The 18,362-nt window shown below is 63.4% G+C and carries 15 protein-coding genes and 2 tRNA genes; 6 read left to right on the top strand and 11 right to left on the bottom strand.

Annotated features, from left to right (window positions below; translation table 11 throughout):
* Positions 1 to 152: 152 nt before the first annotated feature.
* Positions 153 to 2,375, bottom strand: a complete 2,223-nt coding sequence (locus ASD28_RS08210) for a TonB-dependent receptor (protein WP_056126196.1) — start codon at positions 2,373 to 2,375, stop codon at positions 153 to 155.
* Between the two features lie 325 nt (positions 2,376 to 2,700).
* Here ASD28_RS08210 and ASD28_RS08205 point away from each other — a divergent pair.
* From ASD28_RS08205 to ASD28_RS08190, 4 genes are all read left to right on the top strand, one after another.
* Positions 2,701 to 2,776 (top strand) — tRNA-Val (locus tag ASD28_RS08205).
* A gap of 46 nt (positions 2,777 to 2,822) precedes the next feature.
* Positions 2,823 to 2,899: transfer RNA gene (locus ASD28_RS08200), tRNA-Asp, on the top strand.
* Positions 2,900 to 2,961: 62 nt separating this feature from the next.
* Positions 2,962 to 4,035 carry a hypothetical protein gene (locus ASD28_RS08195; protein WP_156650892.1) on the top strand — a complete coding sequence of 358 codons (1,074 nt, stop codon included), beginning with the start codon at positions 2,962 to 2,964 and terminating at the stop codon, positions 4,033 to 4,035.
* Positions 4,026 to 4,664, top strand: coding sequence for an ATP-binding cassette domain-containing protein (locus ASD28_RS08190; protein WP_056126192.1), 639 nt, complete (start codon positions 4,026 to 4,028; stop codon positions 4,662 to 4,664). Before ASD28_RS08195 ends, ASD28_RS08190 begins: the two co-directional genes overlap by 10 nt.
* A gap of 11 nt (positions 4,665 to 4,675) precedes the next feature.
* Here ASD28_RS08190 and ASD28_RS08185 read toward each other — a convergent pair whose 3' ends face one another.
* Complete coding sequence (locus tag ASD28_RS08185) at positions 4,676 to 5,830, bottom strand: diguanylate cyclase (protein WP_056126191.1); 1,155 nt, start codon at positions 5,828 to 5,830, stop codon at positions 4,676 to 4,678.
* 247 nt (positions 5,831 to 6,077) lie between these two features.
* Between ASD28_RS08185 and ASD28_RS08180 the strand changes: the two genes are divergently transcribed.
* Together ASD28_RS08180 and ASD28_RS08175 are read left to right on the top strand one after the other, a co-directional pair.
* Positions 6,078 to 6,560 carry a cyclic nucleotide-binding domain-containing protein gene (locus ASD28_RS08180; RefSeq protein ID WP_056126189.1) on the top strand — a complete coding sequence of 161 codons (483 nt, stop codon included), beginning with the start codon at positions 6,078 to 6,080 and terminating at the stop codon, positions 6,558 to 6,560.
* The gene (locus ASD28_RS08175; RefSeq protein WP_229412236.1) at positions 6,557 to 7,693 is read left to right on the top strand and encodes an AI-2E family transporter; all 1,137 of its coding nucleotides are present in this window, start codon (positions 6,557 to 6,559) and stop codon (positions 7,691 to 7,693) included. The genes ASD28_RS08180 and ASD28_RS08175 overlap by 4 nt, the downstream gene beginning before the upstream one ends.
* Before the next feature lie 72 nt (positions 7,694 to 7,765).
* Here ASD28_RS08175 and ASD28_RS08170 read toward each other — a convergent pair whose 3' ends face one another.
* The 9 genes from ASD28_RS08170 to ASD28_RS08130 form a co-directional block, all read right to left on the bottom strand.
* Positions 7,766 to 10,039, bottom strand: coding sequence for a YgiQ family radical SAM protein (locus ASD28_RS08170; RefSeq protein ID WP_082577527.1), 2,274 nt, complete (start codon positions 10,037 to 10,039; stop codon positions 7,766 to 7,768).
* Between the two features lie 78 nt (positions 10,040 to 10,117).
* The gene (locus tag ASD28_RS08165) at positions 10,118 to 10,399 is read right to left on the bottom strand and encodes a DUF4404 family protein (protein ID WP_056126187.1); all 282 of its coding nucleotides are present in this window, start codon (positions 10,397 to 10,399) and stop codon (positions 10,118 to 10,120) included.
* 77 nt (positions 10,400 to 10,476) lie between these two features.
* Entirely contained in the window at positions 10,477 to 12,603 is a 2,127-nt protein-coding gene (locus tag ASD28_RS08160; RefSeq protein ID WP_056126185.1) for a M3 family metallopeptidase, read from the bottom strand.
* A gap of 186 nt (positions 12,604 to 12,789) precedes the next feature.
* A complete protein-coding gene (locus tag ASD28_RS08155; protein ID WP_056126182.1) occupies positions 12,790 to 13,386 on the bottom strand; it encodes a TMEM175 family protein in 597 nt (198 codons plus the stop codon).
* Between the two features lie 17 nt (positions 13,387 to 13,403).
* A complete protein-coding gene (locus ASD28_RS08150; RefSeq protein ID WP_156403921.1) occupies positions 13,404 to 13,835 on the bottom strand; it encodes a hypothetical protein in 432 nt (143 codons plus the stop codon).
* A 386-nt stretch (positions 13,836 to 14,221) separates the two neighbouring features.
* Positions 14,222 to 14,518: a DUF3144 domain-containing protein gene (locus tag ASD28_RS08145; protein ID WP_056126179.1), complete on the bottom strand. Its 297-nt coding sequence runs from the start codon at positions 14,516 to 14,518 to the stop codon at positions 14,222 to 14,224.
* Between the two features lie 42 nt (positions 14,519 to 14,560).
* Positions 14,561 to 15,730, bottom strand: a complete 1,170-nt coding sequence (locus ASD28_RS08140) for a GNAT family N-acetyltransferase (protein WP_082577526.1) — start codon at positions 15,728 to 15,730, stop codon at positions 14,561 to 14,563.
* 85 nt (positions 15,731 to 15,815) lie between these two features.
* Positions 15,816 to 16,019, bottom strand: a complete 204-nt coding sequence (locus ASD28_RS08135; RefSeq protein ID WP_056126175.1) for a SlyX family protein — start codon at positions 16,017 to 16,019, stop codon at positions 15,816 to 15,818.
* A gap of 85 nt (positions 16,020 to 16,104) precedes the next feature.
* Positions 16,105 to 18,324, bottom strand: a complete 2,220-nt coding sequence (locus ASD28_RS08130) for a DUF4214 domain-containing protein (protein ID WP_056126173.1) — start codon at positions 18,322 to 18,324, stop codon at positions 16,105 to 16,107.
* Positions 18,325 to 18,362: the final 38 nt, after the last annotated feature.

Below are 18,362 nucleotides of genomic sequence, written 5' to 3'. Positions count from 1 at the left end.
GCTCGGCTACCGTACGCCGGCCGAAGTCGAAAAAATGCACAGGTGTACCTGATTTAACCTGTCCACCAAACCGGTGCATCTCACTCTGACCCCGAATTAAAAAAGGCCGCGATCGCTCGCGGCCTTTCTGTCTGACGACTTCTTTTTAAAGCTTAGAAATTGCCTTTGAACTGGACACCGTAGGTGCGCGGCTCGTTGGTGAAGCCCGTCAGGTTGTTGAAGTCGATGGCACCCGAGATGCGGCGCTGGTCGAGGATGTTGCGGCCGAAGGCGGCCACTTCATACTTGCCGTCGGCCCAGATATAGCCCAGGCGCAGGCCGCCTTCCGTCAGCGGCTTGCCCGTGAACTCTTTCGCTTCGTACAGGAAGAAATTGATCTTCGAACGGTACGACCAGTCGGTGTAGACGTAGAACTCGCCATTGGCGACCGGCATGCTGTAGCGGGCGTTCAGGTTGACGATCCACTTCGGTGCCTGCGGCAGCGGGTTGCCATCGATGAGGACGTTGCCGGCGGCGTTCAGCGGATCGGTGATCGTGCAGGCTGCGCACTTCGTCAGCGACAGGCTCGGGTCGCGGATTTCCGTGAAGTTGTACGACGCGCTGGCGCCGATGCGCAGGTCCGGCGTCACGAGGCCTTCCAGGTCGAACTCGGCGCCGCGGCCAGCCGTCTTCTTCGCGTTGATCAGCTTGGTAACGTTGGTGTTGCCGCCGACCACGGTCAGCTGCTGGTTCTTGATCTCGTAGTCGTACAGCGAGAACGCGACGCGGGCACGGCGTTCGAACAGGTCGGCCTTGATGCCGCCTTCGTACGACGTGATCGTCTCGGCGTCGGCGACGGTGATGCCCACCGGTGCGAAGGTCGAGGCCGGCGCGATGCTCGGGGCGCGGAAGCCGGTCGCGATGCGCGCGTACAGGTTCACGTCACGATTCAGCTTGTACGTGCTCGACAGGTCCCAGCTGATCTTGTCCTTGCTTTCGCCGACACTGTTCGGACCCACCGGCGTGAAGCCGATCGCGGTGACGGTGCGGAAGTCCTTCTTGTCGTCCGTGTAGCGGATACCGCCGCGCACCGACAGGGCGTCGTTGATGTTGTACGTCACGGAACCGAACGCGGCCCAGGCCTTGTTGTTCTGCTCGCTGGCCTGGCGCGAGGTGCGGGCGCCGGTGGCGCTGTTGTAGCCGTCGCTGCCGCCCGTCACGTCTTCCTTGAAGTAGTAGACGCCGGCCTGCCAGTTCAGCGGGCCCGTGCTCTTCGATTCGACGCGGAATTCCTGCGAATACTGCTTCAGGTCGTCGATGAAACCGCCCGTCTCGGACTGGAACGGAATGAAGCCCGGACCTTGCGGCGTGCCGCCGTCGATGTCGCCGCGGCTGTAGTAGCTGCCGACCGACTCGTAACCGGTGATCGAGTGGAAGATGACCGGACCCAGGTCCCACGTGATGCGGGCATTGGCGCCGTTCGTCTTGAGGCTCTGGAAGTTCTGGGCGTTCGTCACGATGCTGTCGAGGTCGTAGCCGTCGGCGATATCGTTCGTGCCCTTCTTGATCAGGTTCGCGCGGAACAGACGGGCGCTGCCGTTGGTCGTGCGCTGGTGCACGTTGAACAGGGCGCTGAACGTGGTATCCGGCTTGTACAGGAATTGCACGCGCTCGGCGTGTTCGTTGTAGCCGTCCAGTTCGCCGGTCTTGTTCGTCTTGGCGACGTCGCTGTAGTTGTCGACGAAGTCGTCGCGGTGCTGGCGCAGGGTCGACACGCGCATCGCCCACTTGTCCGACAGCGGCACGTTGATCGCGCCTTCGACGTTGGCCGTGCCGTGGGTGCCGTACGACAGGTTGTAGTAACCCTCGGTCTTCTTGAGATTCGGCTTCTCGGATTCGAATTTCACGACACCGGCCGGGGTGTTGCGACCGAACAGCGTGCCCTGCGGGCCGCGCAGCACTTCCACGCCGGCCAGGTCGAAGATCGGGTAGCCCTTCAGGATCGGGTTTTCCTGGACGATGTCGTCATAGATCAGCGACACCGGCTGCGATGCGAAGGTCGAGAAGTCCGTATTGCCGTAGCCGCGGATGTAGAAACGCGGGAACGTGCGGCCGTTCGAGGACTCAACGTTCAGGCTGGGGGTCTTGCCGGCCAGCAGGCGGATGTCTGCGCCGCCGGACACGAGCACGTCCAGCTTCTCGCCCTTGATGGCGGTGACGGACACCGGCACTTCCTTGATGTTTTCGGTACGGCGTTGTGCGGTCACGGTCACCGTCTGCAGTTCGGTCGCCTGCGCAGTCTGGGCCAGAGCCGCGCCGCCGGGTACGGCTGCGAGCGCCAGCATTGCGCCATGCGCGGCGATGACGCGCTTGTGCATCTTGGACATCTTGATCATTGAGTTTTTCCTAGCTGGGAAGAGTAAAAAAACTGCCGCGTTGTCTCCGCCTGTCTCTCCTGCCTCGGCAAACCCGCACCTGATTGTTGATGTCTAAATATTGCCGGCATGTAAACCGGCAATTGTCGATTATGTGTATATCCTTATGCAAGGAATACGAATCGGCTTACACATCCATACAACAGTTTGTTGTATATGAGAACGTGGTGTGTCACATCCCTGTTCACTTTTTTCTGAAAAACCCTTGCAGGTTTTCGAAGGGATACGCTATGATTCGGGCCTCTTCGGACGTGATGACAAACGTCGGCAGGAAAAACCCTGAAGCGGGCGCTTAGCTCAGTTGGTAGAGCGGATCCCTTACAAGGATTAGGTCGGGAGTTCGAGCCTCTCAGCGCCCACCAGTCAGTTTCAGAGATCTTGCGAAGTGAAGAACCGATCAGAGTAAATGGAGCGGTAGTTCAGTTGGTTAGAATACCGGCCTGTCACGCCGGGGGTCGCGGGTTCGAGCCCCGTCCGCTCCGCCAGTATCAAGAGAAAAGGTCCGATTCGTCGGACCTTTTTTCGTTTCAGACCCTGCACTCTATCGATGGTTCATCCCTATACCCGGTTCCGGATCCGCCTTGCCCGCCACGCCGTGGCGCAACTGGCGTCGCGCCTGCGCAGCTCCGCCGAGATCGCCATGCTCGTGCTGGGTCCGATGACACTCGGCCTGCTCGCCTTCGCCGCCCTGCCCGCCATGCTCGCGGCGGCCGAACCGCTGCCGTTCGCGCTGCCCCTGTTGTGCCTGCACGGCGTCGCGATGAGCCTGCCCATCGTGCTGCTGCGGCCCCGGGTCGTGCCCGCGGACGTGGCCGCCTGGTTGCGTCCGTTGCCCGTACCGCCCGCCAGGTTGCTGCGCGCCGCCGCCGCCGTCGCCGCCTTGCTGACCGCACCGCTGGCACTGGCCTATGCGGCATCGCTGGCGATCTGGCTGGTGCAGGATCCCGGCTGGATGGCGCCGCTGCGCGCCGTCGGCGGCACCGTGTTCTCCTTCCTGCTGACGCTGGCCTGCGCCACCGGCCTGCTCGTGCGCGGTGCGGCCCTGCCGCAACGATCGCAGCAGGCGCCGGCGGACGCCGCCGCCGCGACCCGGCCACCCATACCGCGCGCGGGTTGGTTCTACCTGTGGCGTCAATTGTTCTGGCTGCCCCTGTGGCGCGGCGCTACCGCCGGCGCGCGCCAGGGCGCACTGCTGGCTGCCGCCATCGGTGCCGGTGTGTTGTGGATGCTGGGGCCGCAGGCGCTGCCGCGCGTGGCCGGCGCGATCGTGACGAGCATCCTGCTGGTGCTGCTCGCGCACGAGGCCGACCAGGCACTGCGGCGCCAGCTCGCGCGCGTGCGCGGGCTCGCGGCCGGCTGGCCGGTCGACGTCGCCGCGCTGGCCTGGCATGCCCGCGCGCTGGTGCTGCTGGGCATCGCGCTCGCGCCCGCCGCCGTCACCGCGACGGGTGCGCTGGCCGGCGCCTGGCATGGCACGGCCGGCCGCTTTTATCTACTACTTGCCTGGAGCGTGCCGCCGCTGCTCGTGCTGACGCCTCCCTTCACGGCACGCGGCCGCATGGCGCTCGTCGCGCTCGCCATCATGCTGCTGTGCGCTACCGGAAGCCAACTATGGAATTGAATCCCGCCGTCGACATCAAGGATCTGGCGTTTCACTTCGCGACGCGCAGCGTCTTCTACGGCCTGAACCTGCAACTCGGCCCAGGCCTGACGTGGCTGCGCGGCCGCAACGGCCGCGGCAAGACGACCTTGCTGAAACTGCTGGGCGGCGCGCTGGCGCCGAGCCGCGGCCACATCCGCCTGGACGGCCTGGACAGCGCAACGGATGCGCTCGCCTACCGCCGCCTGAGCTTTTATTGCGGCGGCGAAGCGCCGGCCCTGGACTGGCTGACGGCGCGCGAATGGCTCGAACTGCATCTCGCGCTCTACCTGGATGCCGACCGCGCCGTGCTGGACCGCCACCTGGACGCGTTCCACGTCGCCGACATCGGCGCGCAGCCGGTCACGGGCCTGTCGCTGGGACAATATAAAAAGCTGCAGCTGGCGTTCGCGCTCGCACTGCCCGCGCGCCTGCTGCTGGTGGACGAACCGTTCAACGGCCTGGACGTCGACGCGGTCGGCGTGCTGGAAGAAGTCCTCGCGCGGCGCACGCGCGCGGGCACGAGCTGCACCGTGCTGACGAGCCACCTGGACCTGCGCATCGCGCCGACGGTCACGCTCGACCTCGACACGCAACCGGGCGTGCTCTGAACGCCGGCCGTTCAGGCCCGCCTGAGGAGGGGCGCGCCGATCTCGACGCGGTTACGGCCACCGGTCTTGGCCGCATACAGGGCGTGGTCGGCGCGCGCCAGCGCGGCCGTCAATTCCTCGTTCGGATCGATCATCACAAGGCCGATGCTGACCGTCATGCGATAGGTCGCGGCGCAGGTGAGCGCCGGCGCTTCGGCGACGGCGATGCGCAGGCGTTCGGCCGCATACTGCGCGCCTGCCAGCGACGTACCCGGCATCGCCAGCGCGAACTCTTCTCCGCCCAGCCGGCCAATCACATCGTTCTCGCGCAAGGTGGCGCGCGCCGTGTCGGCAAACAACCGCAAGGCCTCGTCGCCGCAGGCATGGCCGAAGCCGTCGTTGAGCTGCTTGAAATGATCGAGATCGAGCATCATCAGCGCGATCGGCTTGCGCAGGCGGACCGCCGTCTGCAGGGCGCTCTCGGCACGCTCGAAGAAGGCGCGGCGGTTCAGCATGTCCGTCAGGCCGTCGATCGTGGCCAGGCGCTGCATGCGCTGGTCGTCCTTCAGCTTGCACAGCAACAGGAAGCCGAAGCCATTGACGATCATCAGCAGATAGCTGGCCAGGTAGGCGAAGCCATACACCGGATTCGTATTGAACATGCCCACGCCGCCATTGGCCACCGCCATCCAGATCCAGATCGCGATGGCGAACAAGGCATCGTTGACGCCGATGACACGCTGCAGCAGCGGCGCATCGGCCTGCGGCCGCAGCAGGATCGCGGCGGCACCGGAAGCGAACAGGGCGACGATGACGGCCACCACTTGCGTCATCTGCTCGCGCGACGCCTGCGCCAGCGCCGCAGCCGCGACGATGATCAGCGCCGCGACGGTGGCCGGTGCGAGAATCCGGCGCCAGTTGCGGAACCCGAAGAACACGCAGTACGAGGCCAGTTCCAGCGCGACACCGCCCACCCAGCCGAACGCGGCCAGCTCCTCCGCGATGGGCAGGCCGACATGCGGCGCCACCCAGCAGCAGATCTGTGCCAGACCCGACGATAGCCGCGCCCACATCCAGGTGCGCAGCCCCGGATTGGGTGCCGCACCGCGCATGTAACCCGCCATCAGCAACGCAAACGCTGTGTTGCCGACGCCAAGCGCCAGCATGAAGGTCTGGATATCGATCACTCGGTTCCTCCTGGCAGGACGTGGTGAGATGATGCCATGAATGTAATTAATATTTCCCAAAGGAATTATATTACACGTTTTCCAATTGGGTGCACGCACGATTTGCACCAATGGTCGAGCGGTATGCACGGCGGCTAGAGGGTGTTGTGTCGCGTCCAATTAACTGAGCATTCGTTGCTGCGCAAGCACAAATGAATCGTTCATAATTGACAAAGCAGCCACTCGGTTGCATCGTCCTGGAGCTTTCGTGATTTTTGGTTTCCTGAAATCGTCCACGCTGTCCCCTCGCCAGCTTCGGCTGCAGAACACGCCGCTGTTCCGTTCCCTCAAACCGTTGGAAATCAAGTTTGTCGACGGCCTCATGCATGAGCGCCGCTACCTGCCCGACGAGATCGTGTTCGACGAAGGCGAGGAAGGCCAGGCGCTGTATCTCGTGATGAGCGGCCGCGTGCAAATCAGCCGCAGCCACAGCCGGGGCCGCCAGATCGTGGGCGAACTGAGCGCCGGCAGTTTCTTCGGCGACCTCGCCCTGCTGGACAATTCCCCGCGCAGCGCCCAGGTCCGCGCCCTCGACGCGTGCGAACTGGCCGTCTTCTTCCGCGACGACTTTCTCGCCCTGATGGAAACGGATGCCGTGATCGGCTACAAGATCTCGCTCGCCCTGGCGCGCCACATCGGCCAGCGCCTGCGCGGCTGGCTCGACGGCAACGCCCAGGTGGAGGCGCTGTGATCCACGGCGCCCTCCGCGACGAGCGCAGCGGTCCCTTCGTCTGGACCGGCATCATCGGCGTGACATGCCTGCTGCTGGTGCTGCTCGAGCACATGCTGTGGCTGGTGCTGCCCTTCATCCTCGGCACCGTCATGTACTACATCCTGCTGGGCCCGATGCAACGCCTGCTGCGCGCGGGTTTCACCCGCAACGTCTCGGCCACGCTCGTCTGCATCGTGTTCTACGGCGCCACCGTCCTGCTGGTGATGGCGGCGATGACCTGGACCAGCACGCCCGGCGATACGGACAGTTGGCACGAGACGGGCGCCCTGTACCTGGACGGCGGCGTCGCCTTCGTGCGCAATACGATGACGCTGCTGGAAGCCAAGTTCCCGATCCTGGCCGAGATGCATTTGACGTCCATCGTCAACAAGCGCTTCAAGGCCTACACGGACAATTTCGCGCAGCGCCACCTGACGACCATCCTGCTGGGCGCCGCAGGCTGGCTGCCGTCGCTGCTGCTGGCCCCGTTCCTCGCCTTCTTCTTCCTGCGCGACGGCCTGCGCTTCAAGAAATTCCTCGCCCGCGCCGTGCCGAACGCCTATTTCGAACGGACGTTATTCCTGCTGCACCAGGTCGACCAGACCGCGCGCCGTTACTTCGAGGGTTTGTTGAAGCTGACCGTGCTGGACACCATCGTGCTCGGCTTCGGCCTGTGGGTGATCGGCGTCTCGTCACCGCTGCTGCTGGGTTTTATTTCGGCGCTGCTGGCGTGGGTGCCGTTCGTCGGGTCGGTCGTGGGCTGCATGATGGTCGTGGTCGTTGCGGCCACGGACGCGCCGAACAATCCGCTGATCGCGTACGGCGCCATCGTCGTGTTCATCCTCGCGAGGCTGCTGGACGACTTCGTGTTCATGCCGCTGACCTTGGGGCGCAGCCTGCATATCCACCCGCTGGTGACGGTGCTGATGATCTTTATCGGCGGGGCGCTGTCGGGCGTGGCCGGGTTGATGCTCGTGCTGCCGCTGCTGGGGGTCGTGATGGTCGTTGGAGAGACCATGGGACGGCTCATGACCAATCCGCGGCTCAGGGCAAGGCATCGGTATGCGCGCAGGTTGAGGGACAAGCAGGCCAGCGCGGATTTGAGTGTTTGAAACCGGGGTCAGAGCCCGAATATTGGCAATAGCTTTTGAGCTTTTGCCAAAAAACGGGCTCTGACCCCGGTGTTATTTGCGGCCGGCCTTGGGCTTCGACTTGATGGTCGACAGGATGCCCGCCTTCGCCTTCGACGGCGGCGCCATGAACGGTGCCGGCTCGCCGCGACGCTCGCCGCCGCGTCCATTACGCCGCGTCGCGACCTCGATCACGCGGCCTTTCGGCGCCTCGCTGCGCTGCGCGACCGGCGGACGGCGCTCGCCACGCTGCGGCGCAACTTCCTGTTCCGACCCGGCCAGCGGCACCAGGTGACGCTCGCCATTGCCGATCAGGTCGCCGCGGCCCATGCGCTTCAGGCCTTCGCGCAGCACCGGCCAGTTTTCCGGATCGTAGTAGCGCAGGAACGCCTTGTGCAGCTTGCGCGTCTTGCCGCTTTTCGCGGTGAGGACCTCTTCCGAATCCTCGGTAACCTTGTGCAGCGGATTTTTACCCGAGTGATACATCGTCGTCGCCATAGCCATCGGCGTCGGCGTGAACGTTTGCACCTGGTCGAGGTGGAAATTGTTCTTCTTCAGCCAGAGGGCCAGGTTCAGCATGTCCTCGTCCGTCGAGCCCGGGTGCGCGGCGATGAAGTACGGGATCAGGTATTGCTTCTTGCCCGCTTCGCGCGAGTACTTGTCGAACAGCGCCTTGAACTCGTCATAGGCACCGATGCCCGGCTTCATCATCTTCGAGAGCGTGCCCTCTTCCGTGTGCTCCGGTGCAATTTTGAGCAGGCCGCCGACGTGGTGGGTGACCAGTTCCTTGACGTATTCCGGCGAACGCACGGCCAGGTCGTAGCGCAGGCCCGAGCCGATCAGGATCTTCTTGATGCCCGGGATCGCGCGCGCCTTGCGGTACAGCGAGATCAGCTTGCTGTGGTCCGTGCCCAGGTTGCTGCAGATGGTCGGGTACACGCACGACAGGCGGCGGCACGTTTCCTCGATCTTCTTGTCCTTGCACGCGAGGCGGTACATGTTCGCGGTCGGGCCGCCCAGGTCCGTGATGGTGCCGGCGAAATTCTTCGTCGTGTCGCGGATCAGCTCGATCTCGCGCAGGATCGACGGTTCCGACCGGCTCTGGATGATGCGGCCCTCGTGTTCCGTGATCGAGCAGAACGTGCAGCCGCCGAAACAGCCGCGCATGATGTTCACGGAATAGCGGATCATTTCCCAGGCCGGGATGTGCGCCTTGCCGTAGCTCGGGTGCGGCGCGCGCGCGTACTGCAGGTCGTAGACGCCGTCCATCTCGTCCATCGCGAGCGGCAGCGGCGGCGGGTTCAGCCAGACGTCGCGGTCGCCGTGCTGCTGCACGAGCGCGCGCGCATTGCCCGGGTTCGATTCAAGGTGGAACACGCGCGACGCGTGCGCGTACATCACCGGATCCTCGCTGACGGTCTCGAACGACGGCAGGCGGACAACGGTCTTATGCGCCTTTTCGCGCGCGGCGGCCTGGCGCTGTTCGCGCGTCATGATGACGATCGGTTTGACTTCCGGTTCCGGCTGCGCATTGTCCAGCGCGCACTGCTTCGGATCTTCCAGTGCCATCGCGTACGGGTTCGGCTGCGCGTCGATGCGGCCCGGCACGTCCACGCGGGTGGAATTGTGCACCGTCCACTCTTCATCCGGCAGCCAGCCGTGCGGCACGAGGAAGGCCGTGCCGCGCAGGTCGCGGATGGATTTGATGTTCTCGCCGGCCGCGATGCGGCGGGTGACGTCGACGAGCGCGCGTTCGGCGTTGCCGAAGATGACGAGGTCGGCCTTCGATTCGAACAGCACCGAGCGGCGCACCTTGTCCGACCAGTAATCGTAGTGCGCGATGCGGCGCAGCGACGCTTCGATCGAACCGGCGATGACGGGCACGCCCGGGAACGCTTCGCGCGCCCGCTGGCAGTAGACGGTCACGGCGCGGTCCGGACGTTTATTGGGCTCGGCGTTCGGCGTGTAGGCGTCGTCCGAGCGGATCTTGCGGTCGGCCGTGTAGCGGTTGACCATCGAATCCATGTTGCCGGCCGTGATGCCCCAGTACAGGTTCGGCTTGCCCAGCGCGCGGAACGGTTCCACGGAGGTCCAGTCCGGCTGGCTGATGATGCCGACGCGGTACCCCTGCGCCTCCAGCAGGCGGCCGACGAGGGCCATGCCGAAACTCGGATGGTCGATGTAGGCGTCGCCCGTGATCAGGATGATGTCGCACGAATCCCAGCCCAGCTTGTCCATCTCGGCACGGGACATGGGCAGGAACGGGGCCGCAGGGGCGCGGCTGGAACGCTTGGCGACGTTCGCGAAAAGATTGGCAGGGGAGTTCATTGGCCGGCATTTTACCGGAAAACGCCTGTTTAAGCTGCGGACCCCTCGAAAAATGGCTTAATTTTCAATGGCTTGTCGTTAAATTCCCATGCTCGCGAGGATGTTGCCGAGCTCACGGAGGGCCGGTTCCAGGTGCGGATGGCGGATGGCGAAGCGGGCTGTCAGCTCCTGCGTGCGCGAGGCCAGGCCGTACGTGTTCGCGTCCGGATCCTGGGAGCGCTTGTCGAGCACGTGCTTGATATCGCCGTCGAGCTGGCGCAGCAGCATTTCCAGTTCGTCATCGACTTCGCCGGTTTCCTCGAGGCTGCGGTGCAGCGTCTTGAGGTGCGCTTTCAGGGTATTTTCGTTTTCAGGCAGCATGGCTTTCTCACGTCATGATGTTGTGAGAAGTCTACACCCGATAAGGGCGGCCTGGCGCGCCGCCCTTGTCGTCGGGATTACTCGCCCGTCAGGCCACGGCGCTCCAGCAGCGGCTCGATCTTCGCATCACGGCCGCGGAAGTTGCGGTACATGTCCATCGCATCCATCGTGCCGCCGCGCGACAGCAGCATCTGGCGGAAGCGGTCGCCGTTCGCGCGCGTCAGGCCGCCGTGTTCCTTGAACCATTCGACGGTGTCGGCGTCCAGCTTCTCGGCCCACAGGTAGCCGTAGTAGCCGGCCGAATAGCCGCCCGAGAACACGTGCGAGAAGTACGTCGTGCGGTAGCGCGGCGGGACGAGCGGGAAGTCGACGCCGGCGTCGTGCAGCGCCGTCGCCTCGAAGCCCAGCACGTCGGCCGGGATCTGCCCGGCGCCCAGTTGATGCCATTTCTGGTCGAGGATAGCCGCGGCCAGGTACTCGGTCGTGCGATAACCCTCGTTGAACTTGGACGAGGCCTGGACTTTATCCAGCAACTCTTTCGGCATGGGCGCGCCCGTCTGGTAGTGCTTGGCATAATTCGCCAGCACTTCCGGCCACGCCATCCACATCTCGTTGACCTGCGACGGGAACTCGACGTAGTCGCGCGGCACGCGGGTGCCGGAGAAGCGCGGGTATTTCACGTTCGAGAACATGCCGTGCAGCGCGTGGCCGAATTCGTGGAACATCGTGCGCACTTCGTCGTACGTCAGCAGGGTCGGCTCGCCCGCGGCCGGTTTCGGGATATTCAGGTGGTTCGCGATGACCGGGTGCGTGCCCAGGAGCTTGTTCTGGCCGACATACGCATTCATCCACGCGCCGCCGCGCTTGTTCGAGCGGGCATACGGGTCGTGCAGGAAGATCGCCAGTTGCTTGCCGTCGGCATCGAACACGTCGAACACGCGCACGTCCGGGTTGTACACCGGCAGGTCGTGGCGTTCCTTGAACGTGATGCCGTATTCCTTGGTGGCGGCGAAGAACACGCCGTTCACGAGCACGTTGTTGAACTCAAAATAGGGACGCAGCTGGTTTTCGTCGAACGCGTAGCGTGCCTGGCGTACCTTGTCCGTGTAGTAATTCCAGTCGTAGGCGGTCGCCTGGAACTTGCCCCCGTCGGCATCGATGACCTTCTGGATCTCGGCCGCTTCCTTCTTCGCATTGCGCACGGCCGGCTTGGCGAACTCGGCCAGCAGGTTGTTGACGGCGTCCGTCGTCTTGGCGGTCTGGTCTTCCAGCATGTACGCGGCGTGGTTCGGATAGCCAAGCAGCTTCGCGCGTTCGGCGCGTGCCTTGGCCAGGTCCAGCACGACCTGGCGGTTGTCGTAATCGCCGCCGTGGCTGCCGCGGGCCAGCGACAGGGCCAGCAGTTTTTCGCGCGTCGCGCGGTTGGTCAGCACGGACAGCGGCGCCTGCTGCGTCGTGTTCACGACCGGCACCTTGAACTTGCCGTCGAGACCATCCTTCTTCGCCAGCGCGGCGGCGGCGTCGATGGCCTTGTCGGACATGCCGGCGAGTTCTTCGCGCTTGTCGACGACGAGCGCCGACGCATTCGCTTCCTTCAGCACGTTCTGGCTGAATTGGGTCTGCAGGGCGGCGATCTTGCCGTTATAGGCTTTCAGTGTTTCCTTGTCGGCAGCGGACAGTTTCGCGCCAGCACGTACGAAGTCGGTGTGATAACGCTCGAGCAGGTAGGCCGATTCCGGATCGAGGTGCAGCTTGGCGCGCTTGTCGTACAGCGTCTGGATGCGCTTGAACAGCTTGTCGTTCAGGCGGATCTTGTCGCTGTGGGCGGCCAGTTTCGGCGCGAGATCCTTGTCGAGCGCGTCGAGCGTGGGATTGGTATTGGCGCCGACGAGGCTGTAGAAGATGGTCGAGACGCGGTTCAGCAGCAGTCCCGAACGCTCCATCGCGACGATCGTGTTGTCGAAGGTCGGCGCTGCACGGCTAGCGGCGATCGCCTCGATTTCCAGCGACTGCAAGCGCATGCCTTCTTCGAACGCCGGCGCGAAGTCCTCGTTCTTGATCTTGTCGAAGGCCGGGTACTGGAACTGCAGGGTGCTCGGCTTGGCGAACGGGTTGGACGCGGGCAGCAGCGAAGCGGGGGCGGCATGGGCCAGGTTGGCGACGGCTGCGGTAACAGCGACGGCCAGGATGTGCGAACGGTTCATTCTTTGGGCTCTCCGGAGGGTTGTCGGATCCGACCGTGCTTGTGCCACGGACCGATCTCTTCTTGCTCGTGCACTCCATAATGGAAACCGCCGGGACGAACCCGGCGGTGAAGTGCGCCCTAAGGATAGCAGGGATATTGCCGTAAGTTACATATTTACGGCCTAAAAAAAGGCTTTGCGGGGGACTCAGCCCCGCTCCGATTGCTCTTCCTGTGCCACTTTATCCTCGATGCGCCGGTCCGGAATCAGCCACACGATGGCGACGGCGGCATACACGAGAAACCCGAGCCAGGCGCCAAACCACGACAGGGCGACGCCGCAGAGATACAGCACGCACGACAGCTTGCCCTTGCGATCCTTGCCGATCGCCTCGGCCAGCGCCGCGTTCTTCGGATGATTCGCCGTCAACACCTGCACCAGGATCAGATAGGCGACGGAGCACATGAACAGGACGAAGCCGTACGCCGCGGTCGGTCCGCTCTCGAAATGGTTCTCGCCCATCCACGCGGTAACGAACGGGATCAGCGACAACCAGAACAGCAGGTGCAGATTGGCCCACAGGACGCCGCCGCTGACTTCCTTCACGGCGTGCAGCATGTGATGGTGGTTGTTCCAGTAGATGCCCACGTAGATGAAACTGAGCACATAGCTCATGAAGACGGGCCATAGGGGCAGCAGCACGTCGAACGTGGCGCCGTGCGGGACTTTGAGTTCCAGCACCATGATGGTGATGATGATGGCAATGACGCCGTCGCTGAAGGCTTCCAGTCGAGTTTTGCCCATCTCTTTTCTCGTGAACGTTATACGTAAGAATGGCGGAGATCGATCTGATCCGCTTTTGCGTCTGCAACCGAAATAAATGGGGCGGACGTAAGGATGAACCGGCGAAAGTCCGGTGTTGCATCCTCCCAGCAGTTACTCGTTCCGAGCGCATCCAGCTCAGCGCTTGGCTGGTACTTGTATGTAAGGCTCAGCTGGCTGATCGCGTCGTCATCCTCGAGCTCTGCTTCAATGAATTGACGCGTGATGTCAAGTTCGAAGTATTTTCCGTTTCCCCAGTCGTAGCTTCCCCACTGGTACAGCAACATATCGTCGGAACATGCAACACATGCGGCCTGGGCACGAAACTCAAGCATTGCTTCGATACCTTCTCGTGGCGTTGACGCATTCAAATCAATGCCTTTCGATGCAGTGAAGTCCTGGAATGCTGTTACCGATTCGGCAGGTTTCATACGACGTCCTTGTGGTTGACAGGTAATTGTTGTGGCACTAACAAAAATAAAGGGGAATATTTCTCTCTTCACACCACGCTCGCAATTGCTGGTGCAACGTGTCCCAAAGTTCCAATGCCCATGGTGGCGCAGTCTCATGCCAACACGCCTTGATTGGCAGGTACACGGACGTGACGCCCATCGGCATGTCCAACGTGAATGAACCAAGGGCACAAGAGCAAAGCAGTTCCTCTTTCCACTGCGGCCTGAATTCGAATTGCATCATCGATACCTCTTCAGTTCACAATGACATCATGATAACCGCCGCCACGGGCGTACCGCTTGAACGCCATTTCCCTGCATAAAAAAATGGCCGCACGCGGCGGCCATGTGTGGAGCGCAGGCGCTTACTTCTCCGCCCGCTTCATGTAGGTGTCGAAGTTCTCGATGAAATCGTCGAGATTCGCTTCCATCATCTTGCGGAACTGGTCGGTGAAATACTCCAGGGCCCGCGCCTTTTCCGAGGTCATGGTCTCGGCGCTGCCGGTCGTTGCCGCGACGATGAAGGCGTTGAAGCGCGCCGAGGCGTACAGCGTCGATGCGCTGACTTCGCTCGGATGGGTCGACGTACACTGGTCGTTCGCCAGGTTGATGAGGGCGTTGGCGCGGTCGAAGAATTCCGGGCTGGGGGCGTTGTCACTCATGAGTCATCGTGGATTGAGGTAAAGGTGCCGCCACTATAACAGTCATTTCCGGAACCGCTTCACCTGGCGGATCAGCGCGCCGTTCAGCGCATCGTACCGGCCGTGGACGTTCAACAGCCAGGCCGTCCCGCTGCGCGCGCGGTGCATCAGGACCAGGCCGCGGGTCTGCAGCACATGCGTGGAGCGGAATTCCGCGTGCGGCGTGCCGTAACCGAAGTCGATGTGGTCGAACGTGAAATGGGCCAGCACGTCCTGCACGGCCAGGTGGATCGCGCTGGTGCCGGCCGACAGGTGCAGGTAATCCTGCCGGCACAGAATTTTATAGACATGCCAGACGGACGCCGAGCGCATGCCGTACACGACGGCGACGTCGTTCTCGCCGCAGCGGATCACGTAGGACAGCAGCAGGCCGTGGCGCGCCAGGCTTTCCAGGCGCGCCTGCTCGCCGGCACGCCCGGCGGCGCGGGAGGCGTCGGTGGCGACCATGGCGTCCAGCATGGCCCCGACCTGGCCGGGCCGGACGATGCGCAGCACGTGCAACGGGCCGGCCGCTTCCGTCAGCAGGCGGACCTGGCGCGACAGGTTGTAGCGCTTCTTGGCGCTGAAATGCTTCAAATAGGCGTCGACGCTGTCCGGCAGCGGCTGCGTATGGCATGCGCGCCAGCCGTTCAGCACGTACGCCGCCACGCCCGCGATGCTTTTCCAGCCGTCTTGCGGCACGGCCTGCAGGTACAGCACGTGGCAGTGCGCAAATCGGTCGAGCAGCTGCTGCGCGATGAATTCGGCGAGGCCCGGTTCCGCCGGGTCCAGCAACGGAACGCTGCCGAGGACCTGGCAGGCGCGCAATGTCCGCCCGAACAACGGCACGGGGCCGGCATGGAACGCGATCCGGCACGGCAGGGTGCGCACGGGAACGAAGCCGACGATCGCGTAATCGACACTGCGGCGGACGATGAACAATTCGTGGTTCGCGTCCCGCCCTCGATCCATGTCGATCAGGTGGTTGAAGAATTGGGGCGACTGGTACAGCGTTTCCGGACCGGCCGCCGCGGCCAGCATCCGGTGCCACGCCGCAAGGATGTCCGGACGGTCGTGATAGGCGGTCGCAACGTTCAGCTCGAACCTGTCGGGGCAGCGCGCCGCGCGGGGACGCGTGCCCCATGGCGCAGGCAGCGCGAGCGGACTCGTCCCGAGACTCCGTATGGCTATCATGTCAGCCCCCGCCAAAAAAATCACAGATTAGGCAAGGACCGCGGGTGACATCTTGTAAAAATCGATATGGACTGCTGGTGATGCGTCAATAATGCGGCGGCCGCTCGTTGAGCGGGCCCTGCCCCGCGTCACGCAGCGCGCGCACGTGGTCGGCCAGCTTGGCCACCATGGCTTCCAGCTGGTCGATGCGGCGGCCCTGCTCGTAGATCGTGCGGTTGAGGGTATCGACGAGGTTTTCCTGGTCGGCCAGCTTGATTTCGATGTCGATGAAACGGTTTTCGTCGCTCACGTGGATGTCCGGTGAAGTAAAAGCTGCATGATACGTGGGCGAAAAAAAGGCCGCCAGTCGCGGCGGCCGTCTGCGTGCGTCGGCGTCAGGCGCCGAAAGGCGTATAGGTAAAGCCGTTCTCGATCGAGCCGATCACCTGCAACTGGTTTTCCGGGCTTTCGCTGAAGAAGGCGAGCAGGTGTTCGCGCGTGGCGATCTTGGTGTCCAGCGCATTCAGCCAGAATGCGTAACCTTCGCCGTCCGGCCCGCGGTGCAGGACGTGGGCATACAGGTTCGTCAGGAAGTCGGCGTTGGACGGGGTCTTGCCATACATCTTGTCCCACTCGGGCTGGTTGGTCATGAACTCCTTCGCCATGTCTTCCAGTTGCAGGCCATGGTCGACCCGATCGATCCAGTAATTGATCTGGGGATCGGGTTCACGGTCGAACGCGGCCTTGTACAGTCGGTAGACCTGGCCCGCGGGACCATCGATGTCCAGCGCGACATTGACGTCGTTGAATTGCAGACGCTCGACGTTGATGAGCGAATCGTGTCCGCCGCTGCCCAGCTTGTCCGTGACCCCGTAGCCCCACGTTTCCTTGCCCACCGTGTAATCGGCAAACTTGCCCGCAATAACCGCCGTGTCGCGGCCCGCGCCGCCGTCGATCGCATGACCGCCGTTCGCGGCCGTCACCTTGATCACGTCGTCCTTGGCCGTACCGCCCTGGAAGGCGCTGTTCGCCACCGTAAACGTTGCGCTGTTGAAGCTGGCGGTGGCGTTGCCCGCCTTGTCGGACGAGACGACGTTGACCTGGTAGCCGGCATTGGGCAGCGGCGACGTGGTCACCGACCACGAGCCGTCCAGGCGGACGGTGGTGGTGGCGATGTCGATATAGTCGTCGACGGTCGCGCCCGCGCGCACCACCTGGATCAGCGTGCCGGCTTCGCCGGTGCCGCTGAACGTGGCGATGTTGTCGCCCGACGCGTATTGCAGACCAAAGGTCGGGATGACGGGCGGGGTCGCGTCGACGTTGAACGTCGCCGTGCCGCTGTGCGTCGAAATATTGCCGGCGGTATCCGTGGCGGTCGCGTAGATCGTGTAGCCGACCCCGTCGGCGAACGGGCTCAGGTTCGTGCTCCACACGCCTTTCGCATCGGCCTGGGCGGTTCCGACCTGCACGTTGTTGGCCGTGTAGATCTTGACGACGGCATTGGCTTCCGCGGTGCCGCTCACGTACGGCTGGCTGCCCTGCGCATAGCCGGCGCCGTTGCGGGTGACCGCCATCACGGGCGCGCCGGGCGGCGTCGTGTCGCTGCTGAGGACCGTGCTGGCACTGACGGCCTGGCTGCTGCCGAACTGGATCAGTTCGATCGAATGCAATGTCGTGGTGCCGGTCTTGTCGACGGCCTGCAAGTCGCCGTTGGCAAGCTTCGTGAACGTGTAATCGATGCGCGCGCCGCTGAATACGGCGGTATCGTTTCCTGCTCCTCCGTCGATCATGTTGTTTCCTCCATTTCCAGCAAGCTTGTCATCGGCGCTCGTTCCGGTGAGGGTGTCCGTACCGCTGGTTCCCATGATGTAGCGCCCGCCGCCGGTCGAGTTCATGCCCTGCGCGCCACCAAGGCCATCGTCCCCGTACAGCCAGTGCAATGCGGCGAGGTCGTAGTCGCGGTACGCCGCGTACGGGCCGCCATTGGCGTCGTAGGACATCAAGGTATAGGCCGTGTTGTCCTGCGCGTCCGGCAGCACGGCTTTGTTGTCGCCCGTATAGTCCGCTTCGTAGAACGGGTGCTTGAGGCCGAGCGCATGGCCCAGTTCGTGCAGCAGCGTCTCGTAGCCGTCGCCGCCTTTGCTCAGGTTCGCATTCTGCGCGCCCCAGATCGCGTCGTTGTCGAGGTAGACATAGGCGTCCGCGTCGTAACTCACCAGCTGGCCACTGGCATACTTGAAGTACGTGCTGTGCCAGCTGCACAGGCCGGTCACGCTCGAGCCGATCAGGTTGACGTACGACAGGTGGATCTGCGCCGCGTTGCCGTTGGTCGTCTCGGCAAACTTGATGCCCGTGACTTGCGTGAGATAGTCGAGCGCGGCGCGAACAGCCTGCTGCTGCGTGGTCGTGAACGCCTGCTGCGTGCCCGTGAAATTCTGTTGTGCGTCCGCCGGATCTTCGTTACCGAACGCGACGGAAAACGTATAAGTGAGCGTATAGACGGGTGTTCCCGCGGAGTCCGTCAAATAATTCCAGTCCGGGCCGGTATCGAGCAGGGCATCGATGTAGTTCAAGCCGGACAGGGGCGTGGTCGTGATGTCAGATACGGTAGCCATGAAATTAACGATGCTTGCTGCGTGAAAATTGATTCATG

Source organism: Massilia sp. Root133 (genome assembly GCF_001426525.1).
Classification (GTDB): Bacteria; Pseudomonadota; Gammaproteobacteria; order Burkholderiales; family Burkholderiaceae_D; genus Telluria; species Telluria orientalis.
The sequence above is the reverse complement of the archived record's forward strand: the minus strand, read 5'-3'. Positions and strand labels throughout refer to the sequence as shown.